General features: G+C 39.7%; 10 protein-coding genes and 1 pseudogene. 1 reads left to right on the top strand and 10 read right to left on the bottom strand.

Translation table 11 applies throughout. From position 1 onward, the window contains the following. Position 1: 1 nt before the first annotated feature. The 10 genes and pseudogenes from A6B41_RS02600 to focA form a co-directional block, all read right to left on the bottom strand. Complete coding sequence (locus tag A6B41_RS02600; protein WP_027075088.1) at positions 2 to 391, bottom strand: hypothetical protein; 390 nt, start codon at positions 389 to 391, stop codon at positions 2 to 4. Continuing rightward, positions 391 to 1209, bottom strand: coding sequence for a hypothetical protein (locus A6B41_RS02595; protein WP_156930233.1), 819 nt, complete (start codon positions 1207 to 1209; stop codon positions 391 to 393). The genes A6B41_RS02600 and A6B41_RS02595 overlap by 1 nt, the downstream gene beginning before the upstream one ends. Positions 1210 to 1322: 113 nt before the next feature. Further along, on the bottom strand, positions 1323 to 1691 hold the full coding sequence (locus A6B41_RS02590) for a hypothetical protein (RefSeq protein WP_027075086.1): 369 nt from the start codon (positions 1689 to 1691) through the stop codon (positions 1323 to 1325). Position 1692: 1 nt separating this feature from the next. Further along, positions 1693 to 10989, bottom strand: coding sequence for a two-partner secretion domain-containing protein (locus A6B41_RS02585; RefSeq protein WP_050436814.1), 9297 nt, complete (start codon positions 10987 to 10989; stop codon positions 1693 to 1695). Positions 10990 to 11038: 49 nt separating this feature from the next. Beyond that, positions 11039 to 12771, bottom strand: a pseudogene (locus tag A6B41_RS02580) (ShlB/FhaC/HecB family hemolysin secretion/activation protein). A 166-nt stretch (positions 12772 to 12937) separates the two neighbouring features. Continuing rightward, positions 12938 to 14980 (bottom strand): oligopeptidase A, encoded by a 2043-nt coding sequence (gene prlC, locus A6B41_RS02575; RefSeq protein ID WP_027075085.1) that lies wholly within the window; start codon positions 14978 to 14980, stop codon positions 12938 to 12940. A gap of 135 nt (positions 14981 to 15115) precedes the next feature. Next, positions 15116 to 15856 carry a pyruvate formate lyase 1-activating protein gene (gene pflA / locus A6B41_RS02570; protein WP_027075084.1) on the bottom strand — a complete coding sequence of 247 codons (741 nt, stop codon included), beginning with the start codon at positions 15854 to 15856 and terminating at the stop codon, positions 15116 to 15118. Between the two features lie 295 nt (positions 15857 to 16151). Next, entirely contained in the window at positions 16152 to 17177 is a 1026-nt protein-coding gene (locus A6B41_RS02565) for a virulence RhuM family protein (RefSeq protein ID WP_027075083.1), read from the bottom strand. Positions 17178 to 17334: 157 nt separating this feature from the next. Continuing rightward, positions 17335 to 19659, bottom strand: coding sequence for a formate C-acetyltransferase (pflB, locus tag A6B41_RS02560; RefSeq protein ID WP_027075082.1), 2325 nt, complete (start codon positions 19657 to 19659; stop codon positions 17335 to 17337). 91 nt (positions 19660 to 19750) lie between these two features. Further along, positions 19751 to 20575 (bottom strand): formate transporter FocA, encoded by an 825-nt coding sequence (gene focA, locus A6B41_RS02555; RefSeq protein ID WP_027075081.1) that lies wholly within the window; start codon positions 20573 to 20575, stop codon positions 19751 to 19753. Positions 20576 to 20775: 200 nt separating this feature from the next. On the opposite strand from focA, the gene A6B41_RS02550 reads away from it, so the two are divergent. Beyond that, entirely contained in the window at positions 20776 to 21264 is a 489-nt protein-coding gene (locus A6B41_RS02550) for a YqaA family protein (protein ID WP_027075080.1), read from the top strand. The last annotated feature ends 24 nt before the right edge of the window (positions 21265 to 21288 follow it).

Below are 21288 nucleotides of genomic sequence, written 5' to 3'. Positions count from 1 at the left end.
TCTAATTCCTATATTTCATATTTTCCATACAAGTCTTAGTATTATCTCCATCCTGTGCTAAACACCAATATATAGGAGCTTTAAATTTATAACCAAGCTGATATATACAATCTCTAAAATAAGCACCTTCTTTTCTTATCAGATAAGAATAACGTTCATAATCTTGTTTCCTACGATAAAGATTTTCCCAATTTGTATCTCCTTCCTTTAATAAATCTTTATCAGCTTTTGATAAGTTATCATTTGATTGTTTTCTACAGAAAGCCCAATCATTTTTCTGTTCTTCCACACTTGCTTGAGGTTTTATCCAAAATTTATATTGCGCAGGTGAACCGTTAGCTAAGTAACATCCTGATATTATCAAAGGAAATATGATGAATAACTTTTTCATTATTTATCTCCTTCTTCATTATTCAGTAATTTTTTATTATTGAATTCAATTACCTTTGTTTTTGGACCAATTTGCCCCCAAGTGTTTTTTTGATAATCTTTGATTTTATCAATATTTTCTCTGTTAATCCCATCCTTATCAGTATTTAAGAAGTTAATTACTCTCTCATCCTTATAATAAGCCTTAGTATGATCTCCTGCAAAAATCCCCCATAATGGGATACCCGTTGTATTGCTGCCCGTTGTGTTAGTATTACCAATCCCTAAACTAAATTTCCCCGGAATCCAAAGTAACTGCACTCCTGTGCCGACAATATCTCTAGGTGCTACCGCATACTCCACGTTTCCATCTCTAAATAGGGAAGCTGCTTTCTCTGTATAACCTTGATCATACAAACCAAAAGATAATCTTCCTCCAATAGTATTATTGGTCATCGGGTAAGATGTTCCCACCGTATTAGCATTTAATGTCGTATTATCGAACTGCATTCCCTTATAAGCAGCCCAATTCATCGCATTTTTACTGCTTGAGACTCCCAAGCTATGTGATAAGTGTTTTAAATCCACCCGCTCAGTCGGGTTATTTCGGTTGTATTCTTCCAATAATCCCCAGACTTTCACTTGCTTTCTGCTGGCATTTGAAGCACCAAATATGCTCGGCATATCTAAACCTGCTCTTAAGCGTTCAAATACTATGTAGGTCAATTCGGATTGCACTGAGGTATAAGGTTTTCTGACCACCAATACATCATTTTCTAAATAATCTTCACCTCCATATTGAATAGCCCCTTGCAAACGGTCATCATCATTTTTATTCATAATACCGTGGGCATACATTCTTGCTAACTTTTCAGCTTTTTCTTTTTTTTTGGCACTTCCAAATTATCCATATTTAAGAAACCTTTATTAATAAAAATATAATTAAACAATATTTATTTCTTGTATTTTTTGTATGCTTCACATTCAACCTCATTGGAATAATGATAACAATACTTAGAAAATAACTGTGATTTAAATACAAACCCTTTTTTTCGTAAACATTTCCCATGATATAATCCAACTTCATATCTATATGGATATAAATTTTCATCATCCTCCAAGCCCTTAGTCTTTATAACTTGTTTTCTTCCTTCATAATAACACTCATTATAAAGTTCAAAGCTGACATTTTCTTTAGTGTCTAAATGCTCCCATTGGTCTTCAGATTTTGGAATAATTGAAGAATAACTTGGATATAATGAAATAATGGATGAACAACTTGCCATAGAAATAGAACACAATAAAAACAATAATACTTTCATTTTATTCTTTCTCCGAGAGTTTGTTGAATTTTCTAATACCATTAGGATAAGTATTTTTTAACATTTCATAAACATCTGCCCATTTCTTTTCTTTATTTCCATTCTCCTCTAGTTTATAAATATACTTCAAATTATTAATATTCTGATTAGCCTCTGAATGAGCTTGACCAAATCCTAATCCCTCTACTTGTCTAGCATTCGGATTATTTCCTATAAACCAACCTCCTATTCCTGAATATACAAAATCACCTTTTGCACCATGATATTCCGTATTCACACCGCTAAATAGCTCTTTCGCTTGTTTGTCTATTTCAGCAGACGGATATGAACCGCCTAAATGCGAGAAATTAATCTTCGTGTTCTTATATTCATTTCCGACATACTCCGACCAATTCAGCATATTTTTATTGCCCGAGACACCCAAACTGTGAGCTACGTTATTAGCAGAGACTGATGATTTTCCTTCAGATATTCTATGTGCATTATACTCTTCCAATTTCTTATTGATTTGAGCGTGATCCCTTGTCGCATTTGAGGCTCCAAATACACTTGGCATATTTGCCCAAGCCCTCAAACGTTCGAAGCCTGTAAAAATAACTTCATTAACAACACCAGCACTACCTCGATTTAAAATCACCGCTGTTTCGTCAATTGAGGTCAAATCCCTATCGTATAAAATTGCACTAGATACTTTGTCTTCTCGTTCCAGATTCAGCATTCCCGCAGTAGCAACTTTACTCAGTAATTGAGCCTGCTCATCCGTTAAAATTTCATCACCGTAAATAATCTGTTTTAATTCTTGTGAATTATCAGCCTTGAAATCTAAGCAACTGATATGATTACAATCTTCAGTTTTCTTTTGAACGGAAAATACGGAATCCTCATTTTTTTCCATTTTGTAATAAATTTCGTCACCCCTTTCGTGAAGATTTTCCACAAAATCCGTTGCCGTTTTTAAATCTCTCTCGACATCAGCTTTTATTTGTTCAATATCCGCTTTATTTACTTCCTGATGAATATTCGCTTTATTAATTTCTTTTACCGTTTCCCCCGCTGTTTTTCCGGTTAATTGCTGTTGAGCTTGCTTATCTCGAATGATGATGTTTTTTGTGTTAATTGAAGCCGTTGTAATACCGTCTTCGCTGCCTTTATCACTTGCTTGCCCTAAGAGTGCCGTTGCCAGTTTTGCAACGCCCCTGTTGCCTTGTGAAGCAGCACCGGCAACACCACTCATCTCGACTTTTGATGAGCCATCTTTGTGATTTTCTCCAATTTGTTGTAATTTCACCCCAGCTATTTCTTTCGGGGCTTCACCGCCGCTCACACTAAAACCACCATTCAAGCCAAAGCCTTTTGCCGAATAATCCGAATGATTATAAATATCCTGATAAGTCAGTGTATTCGTTGTAAATCGATTTTTTCCGTCTTGTTCCGCTTGTTCTGTGGAAGTGATTGTTCCGCCTTTTAAATCGGTATGGTTACGAATATCGACATCATAGCCATCATCTCCAGCAAATATCCCTGCTTGTGTTTTCACATTCGCATAATTTGAGTAGGCTTTGGAATTATTGTAACTACCGCTAGCTGAAAAACCATAACCCACCGTAACTTGTGCAGAAGCACTTTCTTGTTTGCCCTCATATTTTGCGGTGTCTTGCAAACTTTGGATATTCAAGTGTTCTGCCGTAAGTTCAACCCGTTTACCTCTCACTTGTGAGCCGATAATATTGGTATCACTTCCGCTTTCTATCGTAGTTTTGCTGTTTTTATCGCCCACTTGGCTTGCCAACCAAGCCTGACTTTCACCATTACCGTAGCCTTTGGCCACGTTTCCGCCTGCGGTTATCCCTGCCGATACCCCATTACCGAATTGGATCGCAACGCCCACATTAAAACCGCTCGATTTATTTTTACTGCGTTCGAGATGGTTTTCGTCTGCTGCTTCAATACTGACTTTGCCGTCCGCTTTTAAATGCGTACCGCCTAAACCGGCAACATCCGAGCCGGCAATAGTGATATGTGAATCTTTACCTGATCCTGCCGTTTGAATATTCACTTTACCTCCTGCATTAATTTGACTTTTTTCCGCCGTATTACCCTCGCTGTGTTGCGTTTGTACCGATTTTTGCTGTCCGTAAGTCAAACTAACCCCTACAGCACCGCCTGTCAGTGAGCCGTTTGAGATGGCTTCATCTATTTTCATTATTTGATCCACCGCTCGCATTGCCTCAAACCCTGTATTTGCTGCAGCCATTGCATTAATGCGGTTATTTTTACTATCTCCCACAGTTTTTGCAGATTTCACCGCAGAATCGACCGCTTGTATCGCTTGTACCACAGGAATATTCACCGCAATCGTGACGCCTTTTTGTTCATAAGTTCGTTTATAGTTGCTTTCATAATCTGAACGAGCAGCAGTAATATTGGCAGACTTCGCTGTAATATCTACATCGCCGTCTCGAGAAGTCACGATACTGCCGGTTTGTTGGTAATGCCCGTCTGTACGGATTATCGTATCGCCCGATAAATTCCCCACTTGGCTACGAGCTGCACTTTGTTGGGTGTGGTCTTGTTCAATCTGTTCTTTCTTCTTGCCCACACTAAAGCCAATACCGCCCGTCCCCATTAAACCGCTTTTCGTTTTAATGTGTTCCTCTTCGGTATAGTGCGTATTAGTCGCAGAGGTGATATTGACACCGGCTTTGCCGTCAATCAGTAACTGTTTATCGGCAACCACCGCAGAGCCGTGAATATCCACTTTGCCGGTTTCCGAGTAGATTGTTACGTTCTTGCCATCTACCTCACTGCGGATATTTTCAGTGGTATTATGATAGTGCCGGCGGGTTTCCGTCGTTTTACTAAACCAGCCTTTGGTACTGCCTTTCGAACTGCTGGCTAATTGTTCGGATTGCACGCCTGATTCAATACGCACGTCGCCTTTTGAGCCGATGAAAGTGTCCCCGTTTTCGCTGCTCACTGTCGCTTGGCGAAACGTAGCATTTTCCATTCCGACTAGGCGAACACCGTCTTTACCTCTCAGGGTAGAGCCAATTTCACCTTGTTGGTCTAAACGATAGTAGTTATCTGCATTGCCGTTGTAATGTTCTTTGTTACTGACATTCAGTGTCGTGATGTTCAATGTCTTGTCTGCACTGGCTGTTAATGTGCCTTCGCTTTCAATATTAGCGGCTTTTATCGTGAGGTTATCATCACTGTGTAAAGCTAAACGTCCGCCTTCACCGGTGACTTTTACCGAAGCGAGTTGGTCTAACACCGTGCGGGCAAAATTGCCATCCGTACTTTGGCTCGATGATAGGGTAGAGCTGATTTCAAGATTTTTTCCGGCATAAAGGGATAAATCTTTCACCGCCTCAATCTTACCGCCTAAGTTAATGAGATTCTGCGTAACGGATAGGTCTACCGTATTCCCTAACATTACCCCTCGGTTTTCCAGCTGATTGCTATGTAGGCGGGTTAAATCCAAGCCGGCAATTACCCCGCTGTTTTCCACTTTATCCGCACTGCCGATAATTTGATTCGCCGAAATCACTGCGCCTCGAGAGGTAATGTCACTATTGCGAGCAACGAGATAAACCTGTGGCACAAGGGCGGTGACTTTTCTCCCATCAATAAGGGTGACTTCTTTGTTTACCAGCCACACCATATCAGTCGTGAGTTCCGACATCTGTTTAGCCGTTAAGCCAACACCCACTGCAAGGTCAAATTGTTTGGCGTATTTCACTCCGCTATTCATTAAGGCTTTGTATTGCTCTAAATCATTAGCATAGCCTTGTATAAATCGGCGACCGGTGAGTTGGTTGATTTGTTCGTTGATTAAACGTTGCTCATAGAACCCATCGCCCAAGCGTTTATGCACGTTATCATGGTTGTGGCGAAGCTGTTCAAACATATAGTCTGAACTCAGCCACTGTTTGCGGTCGGTAAATTTAGGGTCGGTTTCGACCAGATAGCCGTTTGTTGCATCCGGGTTGATTTTGTATAAACTCGCCTGTGGTAACGTCACGTCCGCTAAATGGGTTTTAATTGTCGGTAACGTCAACTCACCAAATTTATCGGGATCAAAATTATCAATAGTGGTATCTAATTTACCGATAACTTGCCCTGAATTAACGATTGTGTTTTTATCTTTATCGTTAAGCGTTGGCGTCAGTGTAATATTTACCGTACTGCCTTTTGAGTCGATGTTATCCCCTGTAATGCTGATGGTGTCTAGGGAAACGTTGTTGGCTTCGACTTTTTCACCAATTTTATTACCAGTATATTGTGGACTTATTCCTATAACGTTTTGTATTAAATTAAAATTAATGTCCTCATAAGAATATTCATCTATGTCTCTATCACCCATTGGTTCACGAAAGTTTTTATGACGCCATTTTCTTTTTGTTGGTCTTCGTTCAAATTTATAAATGGTTTCTTTTCCTAAATCATAATGTATGATTTTTCTTTCCAAATCTTGATTAACTAGAGAAAAACCATTCCCTATTAATGATTTATTATATTCATTCTCAGTAAAATGCTTGCCATTTAAAATAAGCCTGTCGCCTACTAAAATATGGCTATATTTATTTAACATTTTCTCTTCACCATCAATAGATAATATACCACCAACTAAAAACTTAGCAGGAGAGGCATCATAATAAGTAGGCGTTTTTGTCTTGCGTAAATAATCTTGTTCAAACCAAAAGTCTTGACTACCATTAGAATAAGCATTTGGATCTTGTTTATTTCTATCAAAAAATATAAATCTGGTATGTCCGCTTTTATGCCCGTTATAACGATGATAAATACCATCAACCCCATGTCTAAACCAGTCTGTTCGTGTTGTTTTACCGTTTGCATCGGTATATTCACGCATATAATTTAGATGTTTTTTCTCACTCTCTTCAAAGCTTTCCTTCAAATGTATATCCTGATTTATAGCCTCTTTTATGCCTAGTTGAACATTTCCTAGTACTTCAATTGTCGCACTACCATTATCAACAAAATCTGCTTTACCAATTGCAGAACCTTCACTATCTAAATCACCACCAATCGCCATTTCACCTAAGCTCAGAATAAGCGAGTGATCTCTATTCGTTAAAGTCCCTACACCAAAATCCAATCTTTTTCGTGCAGCGATTGTTGCAGCATGACTTTTGCCATTTGCTACTTCCGCAATATTATTGATGTTCTGTCCTTTTAATGACAGATGATCACCATAAATCCTTCCTGTTCCAATATTTTTAATTTTACTTGCATTTAGTAATGTTTTCTCGCCATCAATCAAGCCTCTATTGGTTATCTCTTTCGCCGTTAATTTGCTGTTTTTTGAGGAAATTTCACCGCTTGCAGTATTGATAATTTGATTTGCAGAGAGGGTTGCACGATTACCAATCAATAAAGCAACATTATTGGTAAAATCGCCTCGCGTACTAAAATCGAGATCATTCCCAACCTCAAAGGTGTTATTTAAAGTAAAGCTATCTTTTAAACGAACGGTTAAATCTCCTTCCGTTTTAATTGAGCCTTCATTTTCTAACGTTTTTGCTGTTAAGTTAATGCGATTTTTTGCTTGAATTAAACCTTCTTGATTGTTAAGGCTTAAATTGCCATTATCTTTTATGGTTAATTCATTATCTGAAAGCAATTCGCCCTGTAAATTATTGAGGGTTTGATTAACCGTTATCATTGCAACATCAGCAACATAAACACCACCTTGTTGATTGGAGAGCATATTGCTATTTAGCGTTAATTGCCCTGCTTGAATACCTTGTGTCGGGGCTTTATCGGTGTGTTTTCTTTTTGTGTTTTGGTTAGCTAACTGCTCTACATTTAACACAAGCTGAGTTGTGCCTAAAATCAACGAACCAACATCACTGACTGCGTTATTATCAATCGCTTTCGCATTCACTTCCGCTGTTTTCGCACTGATTGTGCCGGCTTTATTATCAATTTGTTCGGCATTAAGCGTTAAATTCTCTTTACTATTTAAAATGCCTTGTTGGTTATTAATGTTAGAAGTAGCCGAAACCGCCAATTGTTTATTTGAATGGATAAAGCCTTGTTCGTTATTAAGCACGGAAAGATGATTTAGAGAAAGTTTATCTAAGCCGATAATCCCTTTATTTTCAGCTTGCGTATTACGGTTATCAATTTGGTTTTGCTGTGTATTAATTTCTGTCTGTTTTGCCGAAATTAAGCCTGCTCGGTTATCTAGCTTACCGCTTTGAATGTTTAATACTTGGTTAGCAAACAGTGTGCCATTGGCATTATCCAGCGTTGATTGGTGGGTATTAATTGTAAGAGAGTCTGTTTTGCTGGCAATAATCCCATTCCGGTTAGTAATGCCTTGTTTAGCCTCTAATGTAAATGATTTATTTGCTTGTAAACGGCTATTTTGATTAGCGACTTTATCGGCATTGAGAGTAATTTCATTGGCACTAATTTCGCTATTTTGGCTTGAATTAAGTTCCGACAAAGTAAGCGTTGTTTTGTCTGCTGTAATCAATCCATTTTTTTGCGATAAGTTTTTCGATTGAATATCAAGATTACCGCTAATACGAATTTGCCCGCTATTATTGATGATTTCACTTGTATTGAGCTGAGCTGTATTAAAGCTGAGGACATTACCCATCTGGTTATCTAGCACTTTTGTATTTAATGCTAAATTTTGCCGAGCAATAATACCTTTATCTTTTTTTCCGGTAAGGGTATTTTGATTATTTAACGAGCCATTATTCGTATCTAAGCGAATATTATTAGCCGTAATAAAACCTTGCTCATTTAATAATGAACTACTTTGTAAATTCAATTGTTGAGCCGCAACAATTTTACCTGCTGTATTATTGATCTGATGATTATGAGTATTTAACTGTAAATCCGCAGTTTTGCTACCAATAACTCCGCCAATATTAGTTACATTACCACCTGTTGTTACATAAGCCCCTTTTTTCGCCACAATACGGCTATTTTGATTATTCAATTCGCCCTTGGTGGTAAGATTAAGTTGCTCTGCAAAAATAAGACTATTTTCTGTGGAAGCAAGGTTATTTGAATTTAATTGTAAATGTTGAGCCTCAATAATCCCTTTTTGCTGGTTAATTTCGCTCACCGTTAAATTCGCTTTTTGAGCCGAAGAAAGTATTCCTTTGTGGTTTAACAATATATCTGCATGAATATCTACATTATGCTCAGCACGAATAGCCCCTTCTTCATTATTTATTTGAGAAGTCATTAAACGAATATTTTCACTTGTTATTTGACCTTTTGTATTATCAAGTGTCTGACTTTCTAATAATAGCTCCTTGCCTGCAATAATGCCTTTATAGGTTGAGGTTGAGTTTGTATTCTTATTACTCACTAATCCATTTTTAACCGCTATACCTATTTTTTGTTTAGCATAAATTAAACCACTATCATTATTTAAATTTTGGCTATTGATTCTTAGATTTTCTCCCGCAAATAATTTTCCATCAGCCGAATTTAAATGGCCTTTTAAATCCAAATAAAGCGATTTTCCACTACTTAGTGTGCCTTGTTGATTGTCTAATTGCTTAGCATTAATGAAAAAATTACCCTGCGTGCTAAACTCGCTACCTTGGGTATTAATCCTCTCTCCGGTTAAACGAAAATCCTGCTCACCCGTTTGTTTCCACACTGCATTTTGGGCATTTAAGGATTTTTGTGATGTATTTATCACGTTCGCTGTTAAAAAACTGCCTTGTGTGGAAAGTAAGTTTGGCGTAGTTAAATGGATTTGTTCTGCCGTTAAACGCGCATTATCTGCCTGAATATCGCCTGATTTCGCCGTATATTCAATTGTATATGCATTATTTTGGATTAGGTTAGCGTCAATTTCTGTGGCAGAAATCGTGATTTTGCCTGAGGCAATATTTTTCCCCTGAGCGGTAATTTTTCCTTGACTGACAAGGTGAACGGATTTTCCTTGTGCAGATTTTTCTTCTAATTGTCGGGCTCCACCTTGCTTACCATCTTGGATATTTACCCCCGCGGCAATTAAAGAATCCTTCGTTGCTTCTATATTTTTTGCAGTATAACGAATATTTCCCTTCGCTACCGCCTCACCACTTTGGTGAATTTGAGTCTCCGCTTTTTGCTGAATATTGCCGCCACGAGCAACCATCGAGCCGCTGTTTTGAATGTCTGATTTTGAAGTGAGCTGAATATCCCCCTGCTTATTCTCAATTTTCCCTTTATTTTCAATCCCTTGGCTTGCGGTTAATGTCACCGGTTTGGCTGCATTGAGCGTGCCGGTATTCACAATTCGCCCTTGGCTGTCGATTTGTAGCGTTTCACTACTCGCGCCAATATGTCCTGTATTGCGTACCCCCACACCCTTTTCCGTGCCGATGAGGTGGATTTTGCCCGAATACATGCCGCCTAGTTCACCCACATCAATTGCCACCTGTGGTTTGTCTTCATTTGCAAGCGGTTGTTTTGTATTAATAATTTGCAAATTTTTGTCCGTTTCCGACCGCTTGATGGTGTTTTTACCAGTAATCACCTTTGTCTCTTTTTTCGACCAAATTCCGGCATTCACCTCAGCTTCTCGGGCAAGAATTTCGGTGTAGTCCACACGGCTGTTGTCCAGCCCTTTACCACTGACTTTTACTTTTCCCGCCTCTATTTTGAAGTTGTCCACCTGCCCGTTTTTGATTTCCGGTTTGCCGGTAGTAAAAGTCGCTCGGTCGGAATTAATAATCCCACAGCCTTCGCAATGCAAGCCGCTTGGGTTGGCGATAATCACATCGGCTTTTTTCCCTGCAACCTCCACATAGCCTTTCATTACAGAAGGTTTGTTGGAATTGACTTCGTTTAAAATCACCTTCGCTTCACCGCGAGCTAAATAAGGGTTGCCCTGCACTAATCCTGCTTGTTGGGTTTGGGTAGTTGTACGGCTGTTGTTGAGAATTGCCCCTTTCTCGGCAACATCAAATTGGCTGTATTTGTTGTGAGAAAGCCCTTTATCGTTCGGAGTTTGGATATTGACTTGAGGTAAACCGTTTGCGGTTTGTAAGATAATCGGCTGCTGATTTTTCGAGGCTGAGCTGTCAGCTTGAATAATTAAATTTTCCGCAAAGGCATTCTGCGAAAAAGTGACAAAGCCCAAAGCGTAGAACAAACTAAATACAAGCGGTCTTATCTTGCAAATTTTTTGCAAAATCTGACCGCTTGGAGAGGATTCTGTTGATTTCCCTTCAGATTTGGCTAATTCAGAAACGACAACTAAACGTTGTAATGTTTTGCTGAAAATGACTCGGAAATATTGTTTGTTCATACTTTAATCCTTAAATCTTTGCCAAAATTTGGCTTGCCCGAAAAATAAATTAAAAATTGTAGCCGATATTAAAACCAGCAACGGCATCAGAGGTTCTAAAACCTTCCGGTTTACGCATCGGTCTGCCCATAAAAACATCATAACTAAACCCTTTTACACTACCGCGTAAACCAATCGCCGTCCCCATTAGGTGATGTCCCAGCTGATTTTCCGTAGACCAGCCGGATACCCGTCCACCATCAACCGCCCAATAAAAAGCGTGCGTTGGTCTAAACTGCCAAACCAGTTCATTTCGCCAGTTCCAGCCACGCTCACCGGAAAGTGAGAGTTCACCATCAAAGCCTCGTACCGTATAACGGCTGCCAATCGAAAAACGGTCTTGCGGAATCAATGGGGTTTTGTTCCACTGAGCATTCAAACTACTTTGCCACTGCCAAGATTGATTTTCCCATTGAAACGGTTTGGTTAAGCTCACGCCGGCTGTAATGATTTTCGGACGAGATGTGCCTTCGCCATAAAGCTCTTCAGGAGCAGATAAGGAACCTCGAGCAGCAGTACCACGCTTGAAGCTTGCAGAAAACTCTAAAGTTGCCGCCGGAAAGTATTCTTTATGGTTAAAACCGACTTCCCAACCTGCCATTCGACGCTTTTGTACCTCAACTTCACCACCGTCAATATAGTTTTGAGATTGACGAGACCAAAGCGAACCGGAAATACCGGTTTTGCGTGTGCTGTCTCGGTAAATCAAGTAAGAAAGGGTTAACTTATCAGTATCACTTTCACCTGCATACATGTAGCTTTTATCGAAAGCCCCAAATACTTCTTGGTGATAACGATTTTGGGTGTGGGAAAAGGCTAGCTGCCAATAGCCAAACGGAATCGAATAGTAAAGAGAGAAATTTTTGCTGGCACGCTTGCCGTTATCATCGCCTTTTTGTTTAATGGAGTGAGTAAAAGAAGTATAGAAAAGGTCGTTTGCAGAAAAAATATTATCAATAGAAAGTGTGCCGCTGGCTTGCCATTTCCCCGTTGAAGTGGAACCTGCATCATCTAAGCCTAAATTCAGACGAAATGGAAAAGCTTGGTTGTAACTGATTTTTAAATCACTTTCACCCACTTCAGCTTTATCACTTTCGCTCGGTAAAATCTCAATATTCGCGTCAACTGTCGGCACGCGTTTTAAGTTTTCTAACGATTGTTCAATATCCCGAACATTCAGTAAATCACCCGACTCAAAGGTTAAAGCTGTAAAAGCGTGTAATGGTGTGAATCGAGGAACAACACCGCTGTCTGCAACTAGCGTATTACGAACCTTACCGGGAATCACTGTTAATGCTAACTTTCCGCCACGCAAATCTTGCTCTTGAGTCACCACTCGAGTGGTCACATAGCCACGACCGATAATTTCATTTTGCACCTGCTTCATCAATATACCTAAACCTTCACCACCAAAACAGTGTGGTAATGTCAAACGGAGTGATTTGGCAGCTTTTTCAAATGCCCATTGGAATTGACTGGTTTGGGAGGGGCTAGCGTAATCGGTTATGGTAATTTGGTGAATAGGGTAACAAGGAGATTCGTGATTTGATAAAAATAGACTATCTTGAGTTAAATCTGTACGCACATCGGCAGAAGGGGTAAATTGTCGTTCTTGCTCTTTTTGTTGCTGGGTTTGGGTTGTTGCTGAGTTGCATCAATTTGATTTAAATAAGGGTCTAATTGAGGTGCTGCAACCACTAACTTAGGGAAAAGAGTCCATAAAAGTAATGAATAGCGTTTCATATAATTATATCCTAATACTGAGTCGCAAAATTTTAACATAGAGAATAAACTATTTATACTTTATTTGAAGTAAATGATTAATTTATTGTCAACCATAATAAAGCCTCCATTTATTACAATTAATGGAGGCTTATCTGAATATTATTCTATGCTATATTCCGCTGTATTAATTACCTGAAATCCCTTTATGTCTGAGTAAAGCATCAAGGGTTGGTTTTCTCCCACGGAAGCGCTCAAATAGCACCATTGGCTCTTCTGAACCGCCACGGGTGAGAATGTTGTCTAAGAAAGATTGCCCCGTTTGAGCATTAAAGATCCCTTCTTCTTCAAAGCGTGAATAAGCATCGGCTGACAGCACTTCCGCCCATAAGTAGCTATAGTAGCCTGCTGCATAACCACCGGCAAAAATATGCGAGAAGCTGTGTGGCGTTCTTGCCCAATCTACACCTTTGGCAACTGCGACTTTCTCTTTCACTTCTTTCAACAATGCCAACACTTGCCCTTGTTTTGTTGGGTCGTATTCGGTGTGTAGGCGGAAATCAAATAAGCCGAATTCTAATTGGCGTAATACAAACATCGCTGCTTGGAAGTTTTTCGCCGCTAATAATTGCTCTAATTTTGCTTTTGGTAGCGGCTCGCCTGTTTCGTAATGGCCGGAAATGAAGGCAAGAGCCTCTTCTTCCCAGCACCAGTTTTCTAAGAACTGGCTTGGTAATTCTACTGCATCCCAAGGTACACCGTTAATGCCGGCAACATCGCCCACCTCAATTTCAGTCAGCATATGGTGAATACCATGTCCAAATTCGTGGAATAAGGTCGTTACCTCATCATGAGTGAATAACGCCGGCTTATCGCCAATCGGCTTGTTGAAGTTACAGGTTAAATAAGCGACCGGTTTTTGTAATGAGCCATCTGCCAAACGTTTTTGGTTGATGCAATCATCCATCCACGCTCCGCCGCGTTTGTTTTCACGAGCGTATAAATCAAGGTAGAATGAGCCACGCAAGCGGTCATTTTTATCAAAAATATTGAAAAAACGCACATCTTTATGCCAAACATCTACGCCTTGCTGCTCTTCCACTCGCATTCCGAAAACACGTTTCATCACTTCAAATAAGCCTGAAAGCACACGGTTTTCCGGGAAGTATGGACGAAGTTCTTCATCGTTAATTGAGAATAACGCTTGCTTTTGTTTTTCACTATAGAAGGTGATATCCCATAAATCCAAATGCTCTACGCCAAAGTGTTCTTTGGTGAACTTTTTCAATTCACATAATTCGTTTTTGCCCTGTGCTTTTGAGCGAGTAGCCAAATCGTTTAAGAAATCCAACACTTGTTGCGGATTTTCCGCCATTTTAGTGGCAAGAGAATAATCAGCATAAGTTTTAAAACCAAGTAATTGTGCGTTTTCGTGGCGTAATTTTAAGATTTCATCAATGATCGGGCTGTTATCCCATTTGCCGCTATTCGGGCCTTGGTCGGAGGCTCGAGTAACAAAAGCACGGTACATTTCCTCACGTAACGCTTTGTTTTCACAATAAGTCATCACAGGCAAATAGCTTGGGAACTCAAGCGTAAAACGATAGCCTTTTTTGCCTTTGCTTTCAGCAGATAATTTTGCTGCCTCTAATGCCGATTCCGGTAAACCTTTTAGCTGTGATTCATCAGTAATCACAATATCCCAGCCCATTGTGGCATCTAGCACATTATTGCTAAATTGCGAGCTAAGTTCAGATAAACGAGCCGAAATTTCACCATAGCGTTTTTGTTTATCCGCCGGCAAAGAAATCCCCGATAGTTCAAAATCTTTCAGGCTATTCTCAATCGCTTTTTTCTGTGCAACCGAATAGGTTTCAAACTCAGGGCTATTTTTAAGCTTTACATAACCTTGATACAATCCTTGGTGTTGCCCTGCCCAAGTGCTGTATTCAGATAATAACGGCAAGCAAGCTTGATAAGCCTCACGCAATTCAGGAGAATTTTTCACTGCATTTAAATGCCCGACAGGCAACCACGCACGAGAGAATTTATCGCCCGCCATTGCTTGTGGCATATAGAAATTCTCCCAAGTCGGATTTTCAATTTTCGCCACCGTTTCTACGGTTTCACGGCATTCTTTGATAACGGCCTCTACCGCCGGTTTGATATGTTCAGGTTTAATTTGTGAGAAAGCAGGCAAGCCTGTGTAATTTAAAAGAGGGTTAGACATTATTTTTTCCTTACTTATAGGGTCAAAATTAATAATTTGTTACCAGATAATACACAAAGTTTGATAGAAAAGAAAACAAGCGGTCATATTTCAATAATTTTTTGCAAAAAAATCACAAAATATGACCGCTTGTCTTTAGAATTTCACACTATGGCCGTAACTTTCAATAATATTCTGCAAGTGTTCCAGCTTTTCTTTCGGTGGAGGCATTACGCCTTCTAACTCATATTTATAGCCTAAGGTTTCCCATTTGTGTGCCCCTAATCGGTGGTAAGGCAGAAGCTCTACTTTTTCGATATTATCCATACCTTGAATAAACTGCCCTAAGCGGTGGGCGGAATCATCATCGTCCGTATAACCCGGCACCACTACATAGCGAATCCAAGTCGGCTTATTCATTTTTTGCAGATAGCGAGCGAAATCCAAGGTACGTTTATTCGATACCCCCACCAAATCTTGGTGGATTTCATCATTAAGTTGCTTTAAATCCAGCAAAACTAAGTCGGTAACTTCCAGCATTTCATCTACTACAGGGCTGTAATTACGCACAAAACCATTGGTATCCAAACAAGTATTAATGCCTTCTGCTTTACAAGCTCTAAACCAATCCCGCACAAATTCCATTTGCAACACCGCTTCCCCACCGGAAGCCGTCACGCCACCACCGGTCGCCTTCATAAAATGCTTGTAAGTGGTAACCTCTTTCATCAGCTCTTCAACCGTAATTTCTTTGCCACCGTCCAAATCCCAAGTATCCCGATTATGGCAATATTTACAACGCATCAAGCAGCCTTGTAAGAAAAGAATAAAACGAATCCCGGGTCCATCCACCGTGCCACAAGATTCATAAGAATGGATACGTCCAACAACAGACATTTGCTCACCTCAACCCTCAAAAAATTTTGATAAATTGTAGCAAAATTTTAGGTTTTTCGCAGAAATAAATAAAGCAACTACGCTTGACTAAAGAGAGAAATCCTATTCTATTTTTTGATCTCTTTCAGAAAATCAACTAAGAGTGATTTTTGCGTTTGGGTTAACTCCTGCCAATAGCGGTTGGCTTCATCACTATTCCAATCAAAGCCCTCCATACAATCAGCAAAAAAATCAAATTTCTTAAACCCATTTCAACCGCTTGCAAGCGGTTAGTTTTCCGTAAAAATTTGCAAAATTAGCCGGCGTGGTATTTGGCAGCCATCTCTTTCACTAGCAAATCAAAATCGCTTTCGTAGGTGAGATCTTGTTTCACTCGGTATTTTTCAAACTCACTTAATGCAAAAGAACGAGCAATTTCAGCGGTTACTTTGCCGGCATCTTGTAAAATTTCACGGTCAGTTGCTGCGAGAAAGCGGTTTAATCGGGTTTCCCAATCTTGCATTGTCATTGGAATTTGGCGTTCTGCCATATCTTCTGCCATATCTAGATAAGCCGATACTAGCCGTTGTAATTGTGCCAGCTCATTGTCAGACAGATAATTTTTGGCAACTACTACATCAAAGGGGTAAATTTTGCCTTGTGGAGCGTCTTTCCAATTCGTTAGCCCCATATTCGGTTTTTCGGCGTTGGCCCGTGCCATAATCAACTCGGCGGCAGTGTGTCCGTGAATTGCCCAGTGCAATTTATTTTGTACTGTAGCAAAAAAGCGTTTGGTGGCAGTGGCGGTACTGTCGTAGTCCACAGCGGTTGCATAAATGTCGGTGATTTTTTGGTAAAACTTACGTTCAGATAATCGAATTTCCCGAATACGGGCAAGCTGTTCTTCAAAGTATTTTTTGCCTAAAATCGTGCCGTCATTTTTCAGCCGTTCATCGTCCATCGCAAAGCCTTTAATAGCAAAGCTCTGTACAATTTCAGTCGCCCATTTGCGAAACTGCACGGCACGTTCAGAATTGACTTTATAGCCAACGGCAATAATCGCCGAGAGGTTGTAATGAAACGAATTATAGTGTTTACCGTCTTCGGCAGTTATTCGAAAATTTCGAATAACTGAATTTTCAGCTAACTCTTTATCTGTAAAGATTTTTTTAAGATGATAGTTAATGGTATGGCGTTCAACATCATACAACACCGCCATCATTTTTTGGCTGAGCCATACATTTTCATCGGCATAAATGGCATCAACTTGGCTCTCGCCGGTGGCGGTAATAAAAGTGAGGTATTCCGCCACAGAGGAACGTATTAAATCCTGCTTAGGCATCTCTTTCTCCCATATAAAACACTGTAATTATAAACAATATTTATAAGACTGTGTAAATGAATCATCATTTTTTCGAGCGAGATCACAAAAGAAAAAACCGCTTGCGGCATAAACTGCTACAAGCGGTCGATTTTGTTAGAAATTTTACAAATTTCTATTACATACATTCAGTAAAGGTACGGGTAATTACGTCCATTTGTTGCTCTTTAGTTAAAGAGTTAAAACGCACCGCATAACCTGATACACGAATGGTTAATTGTGGGTATTTTTCCGGATTCTCTACTGCATCAAGTAATGTTTCACGGTTCAATACGTTCACATTTAAGTGTTGACCACCTTCCACAGTAGATTCATGGTGGAAGTAACCATCCATTAAGCCTGCAAGGTTGCGTTTTTGGGCATCAATATCTTTACCTAACGCATTTGGTACGATTGAGAAGGTATAAGAAATACCATCTTTCGCGTAAGCAAACGGCAGTTTCGCCACAGACGTCAATGAAGCTACTGCACCTTTTTGGTCACGTCCGTGCATTGGGTTTGCACCCGGTCCGAATGGCGCACCTGAGCGACGACCGTCCGGTGTATTACCTGTTTTCTTACCATATACCACGTTAGAAGTAATAGTAAGTACTGATTGTGTTGGTGTTGCGTTACGGTATGTTTTAAGCTTTTGAATTTTCTTCATAAAGCGTTCAACTAAGTCGCAAGCAATATCATCTACACGGTTATCATTGTTACCGAATTGTGGATATTCACCCTCAATTTCAAAGTCGGTTGCTACATTTTTCGCTACACCAACCACTTCGCCTGCTTTATTTTTAATTTCAATATCGCTACGAATTGGTTTTACTTTCGCATATTTAATTGCTGAAAGTGAGTCTGCCGCAACAGAAAGCCCTGCAATACCACACGCCATTGTGCGGAATACATCACGGTCATGTAGTGCCATTAATGCTGCTTCATACGCATATTTATCGTGCATAAAGTGGATGATGTTTAACGCTGTCACATATTGCGTTGCTAACCAATCCATAAAGCCGTCTAAACGGTTCATGACATCATCGTAATCTAAGTATTCGCTGGTAATTGGCGCAGTTTTCGGCCCTACTTGGTCACCTGATTTTTCATCCACACCACCATTGATTGCGTATAACAAGGTTTTCGCTAAGTTCGCACGTGCACCGAAGAATTGCATCATTTTACCCACGATCATAGGTGATACGCAGCAAGCAATTGCATAGTCATCATTTTGGAAATCCGGACGCATTAAGTCGTCATTTTCATATTGTACTGATGAGGTATCAATAGAAACTTTTGCACAATAGCGTTTAAAGCCTTCCGGTAATTGCTCAGACCAAAGAATAGTTAAATTTGGCTCCGGCGATGGTCCCATTGTGTAAAGGGTATGTAAAATACGGAAGCTGTTTTTCGTCACTAAAGTCCGACCATCTAAGCCCATACCGGCTAAAGTTTCGGTTGCCCACATTGGGTCGCCTGAGAATAATTGATCGTATTCCGGTGTACGTAAGAAACGCACCATACGTAATTTCATTACTAAGTGGTCAATTAATTCTTGTGCTTCTTGCTCGGTAATTTTGCCGGCTTTTAAATCACGCTCAATGTAAATATCTAAGAATGAAGACACACGACCGAAAGACATCGCTGCACCATTTTGTGATTTCACCGCTGCAAGGTAAGCAAAATATGTCCATTGCACCGCTTCTTGTGCATTAGTTGCAGGGCCTGAAATATCAAAACCGTAGCTTGCCGCCATCTCTTTCATTTTGCCTAAAGCACGATGTTGCTCAGCAATTTCTTCACGCAATTGAATAGTTGCTTGAATATCTTCACCGGCTTCTAAACGAGATTGTAATGAAGCAAACTGACGTTGTTTGTCTTTCATTAAGAAATCTGCACCGTAAAGTGCCATACGGCGGTAGTCCCCAATAATACGACCACGACCATAAGCATCCGGTAAGCCGGTAATTACACCCGATTTACGGCAACGTAAAATATCCGGTGTATAAACATCAAACACCCCTTGGTTATGGGTTTTACGGTATTCGGTAAAAATTTGCTCTACTTCAGGTTTTAGTTCACGACGGTAAACTTTACATGAACCTTTTACCATATTGATACCGCCAAATGGCATAATCGCACGTTTTAACGGGGCATCAGTTTGAAGTCCTACAATTTTCTCTAAATCTTTGTTGATATAGCCCGGTGCATGTGAAGTAATGGTAGATGGTGTATCACAATCAATGTCATACGGTTCGTGGGTTTTGTTTTCCACTTTGATCATCTCCATCACATCCGCCCACAATTTGCTGGTAGCAGGTGTTACCTCCGCTAAGAAAGACTCATCACCTTCATACGGAGTATAGTTTTTTTGGATAAAATCACGTACATTTACTTCAGTTTGCCAATCACCACCGGCAAACCCTTCCCACGCTTTTTGTTGAGCGTCTGTTAATTGAGTCATATTAAGTCCTCTTTAAGTTAATAATTAGGGTTACAAGCGGTTGGAAATTGCAAATTTTTTGCTAAAAATAACCGCTTGTTGGAATCTTTTGCTAATGTTTTCTAATATATAAGAACCACTGCATGAGACCGATGAAAAACACACCACCGACAATATTACCAAGTGTGGCCGGAATGAGATTCTTAATAACAAAATGTTGAATATCCAAATCGGCAAATTGGATCGGATCCACATTAATGGCTGTCCAAAACTCAGGGCTGCCAAAGCTCTGAATTAAAATTCCCATTGGAATCATAAACATATTTGCCACACAGTGTTCAAACCCCGATGCCACAAACATAGCAATCGGCAGCATCATAATAAAGGCTTTATCGGTTAAACTTTTGCCGGCATAAGACATCCACACGGCAATACAAACCATAATGTTACAGAAAATACCAAGGCAAAACGCCTCAAACCATTCGTGGTGAATTTTATGCTGAGCCGTATTTAAAATAGTTAAGCCCCACTGCCCTTTGGCAGCCATAATCTGACCGCTAAACCAAACCAGCAATACAATAGAAATTGCGCCGATAAAGTTGCCGAAATAGACCACTACCCAGTTTTTAAACATCTGCGCCCAGCTAATGCGGTTACTCGCTTTAGCCACGATAGTAAGTGTAGAAGAAGTAAATAACTCCGAACCAAATACTACGCACATAATCACACCGAGAGAGAACACTAAACCACCGATTAATTTAGCAATGCCCCAAGGCATTTGGCTCGCACCGACTTGCGTAGTAGTATAAAATACAAATGCAATTGCAATGAAACCACCTGCTGTGATGGCGGAAAGAAAGGAGTAGAATTGATTTTTTGTTGCTTTATAAACTGCACCATCTTCAGCAATTTTTGCCATTTCAACAGGAGAAAACATCAGCTAACCTTAAAAATGTGAATTGAAAAACGTCTATATTTTGAAAGAATTATAGATCTCTTCATTCCATCTTAAAATAGAAATCTTGCTTAATCAGAGGTATTTCCATCCCTTTTTTTGATATAGAACAAAATCCCTTTAAGGCGCAACATTTAATCAAATTTACAAAAACATTTTTATAACAAATCGATCATAAAATAATGACAGAATATCTTACTTCTTTTTTCAGTTTATTCTTTTCCGGTGAAAATCAGCTGCTCACAATGTTCTTTAGCGGCTTGCTTAGCTCAAGCATCTTACCCGGTAACTCGGAAATTATTTTCACCACTCTTGCCAGCCAAGATATTATTGCAAACAGCGGCTTTCACTCCACTTCACTCATTTTCTTAACCACCGTTGCCACTCTCGGCAATAGTTTAGGCAGTCTGATTACTTATGCAATGGGAAGATTATTACCTCAACCGAAACAACATCGTTATCTAAATTGGGCGTTAGAAAAAAGCAAGAAATATGGCGTTTGGGTGTTGTTGTTTAGTTGGCTGCCGGTTATAGGAGATCTATTTTGTGGTATCGCCGGCTGGTTGAAGTTTAACTTTTGGCAAAGCTTGATTTTGATTATGATGGGAAAACTGCTTCGTTATCTGTTTCTGCTGGCAACGCTCTATCCTATTCTACAATATGCATCATAACGGCAATAAAAAACGGTTTGATTT

The organism is Mannheimia granulomatis (assembly GCF_013377255.1).
GTDB classification, from domain to species: domain Bacteria; phylum Pseudomonadota; class Gammaproteobacteria; order Enterobacterales; family Pasteurellaceae; genus Mannheimia; species Mannheimia granulomatis.
This window is presented reverse-complemented; position numbering and strand designations above follow the sequence as displayed.

Excerpts from the sequence above, each read along its gene's own strand:
- A6B41_RS02600 (WP_027075088.1), bottom strand. The coding sequence starts at position 391 with ATGAAAAAGTTATTCATCATATTTCCTTTGATAATATCAGGATGTTAC.
- A6B41_RS02550 (WP_027075080.1), top strand. The coding sequence starts at position 20,776 with ATGACAGAATATCTTACTTCTTTTTTCAGTTTATTCTTTTCCGGTGAA.
- pflA (WP_027075084.1), bottom strand. The coding sequence starts at position 15,856 with ATGTCTGTTGTTGGACGTATCCATTCTTATGAATCTTGTGGCACGGTG.
- pflB (WP_027075082.1), bottom strand. The coding sequence starts at position 19,659 with ATGACTCAATTAACAGACGCTCAACAAAAAGCGTGGGAAGGGTTTGCC.
- prlC (WP_027075085.1), bottom strand. The coding sequence starts at position 14,980 with ATGTCTAACCCTCTTTTAAATTACACAGGCTTGCCTGCTTTCTCACAA.
- A6B41_RS02565 (WP_027075083.1), bottom strand. The coding sequence starts at position 17,177 with ATGCCTAAGCAGGATTTAATACGTTCCTCTGTGGCGGAATACCTCACT.
- A6B41_RS02585 (WP_050436814.1), bottom strand. The coding sequence starts at position 10,989 with ATGAACAAACAATATTTCCGAGTCATTTTCAGCAAAACATTACAACGT.
- A6B41_RS02595 (WP_156930233.1), bottom strand. The coding sequence starts at position 1,209 with ATGAATAAAAATGATGATGACCGTTTGCAAGGGGCTATTCAATATGGA.
- A6B41_RS02590 (WP_027075086.1), bottom strand. The coding sequence starts at position 1,691 with ATGAAAGTATTATTGTTTTTATTGTGTTCTATTTCTATGGCAAGTTGT.
- focA (WP_027075081.1), bottom strand. The coding sequence starts at position 20,575 with ATGTTTTCTCCTGTTGAAATGGCAAAAATTGCTGAAGATGGTGCAGTT.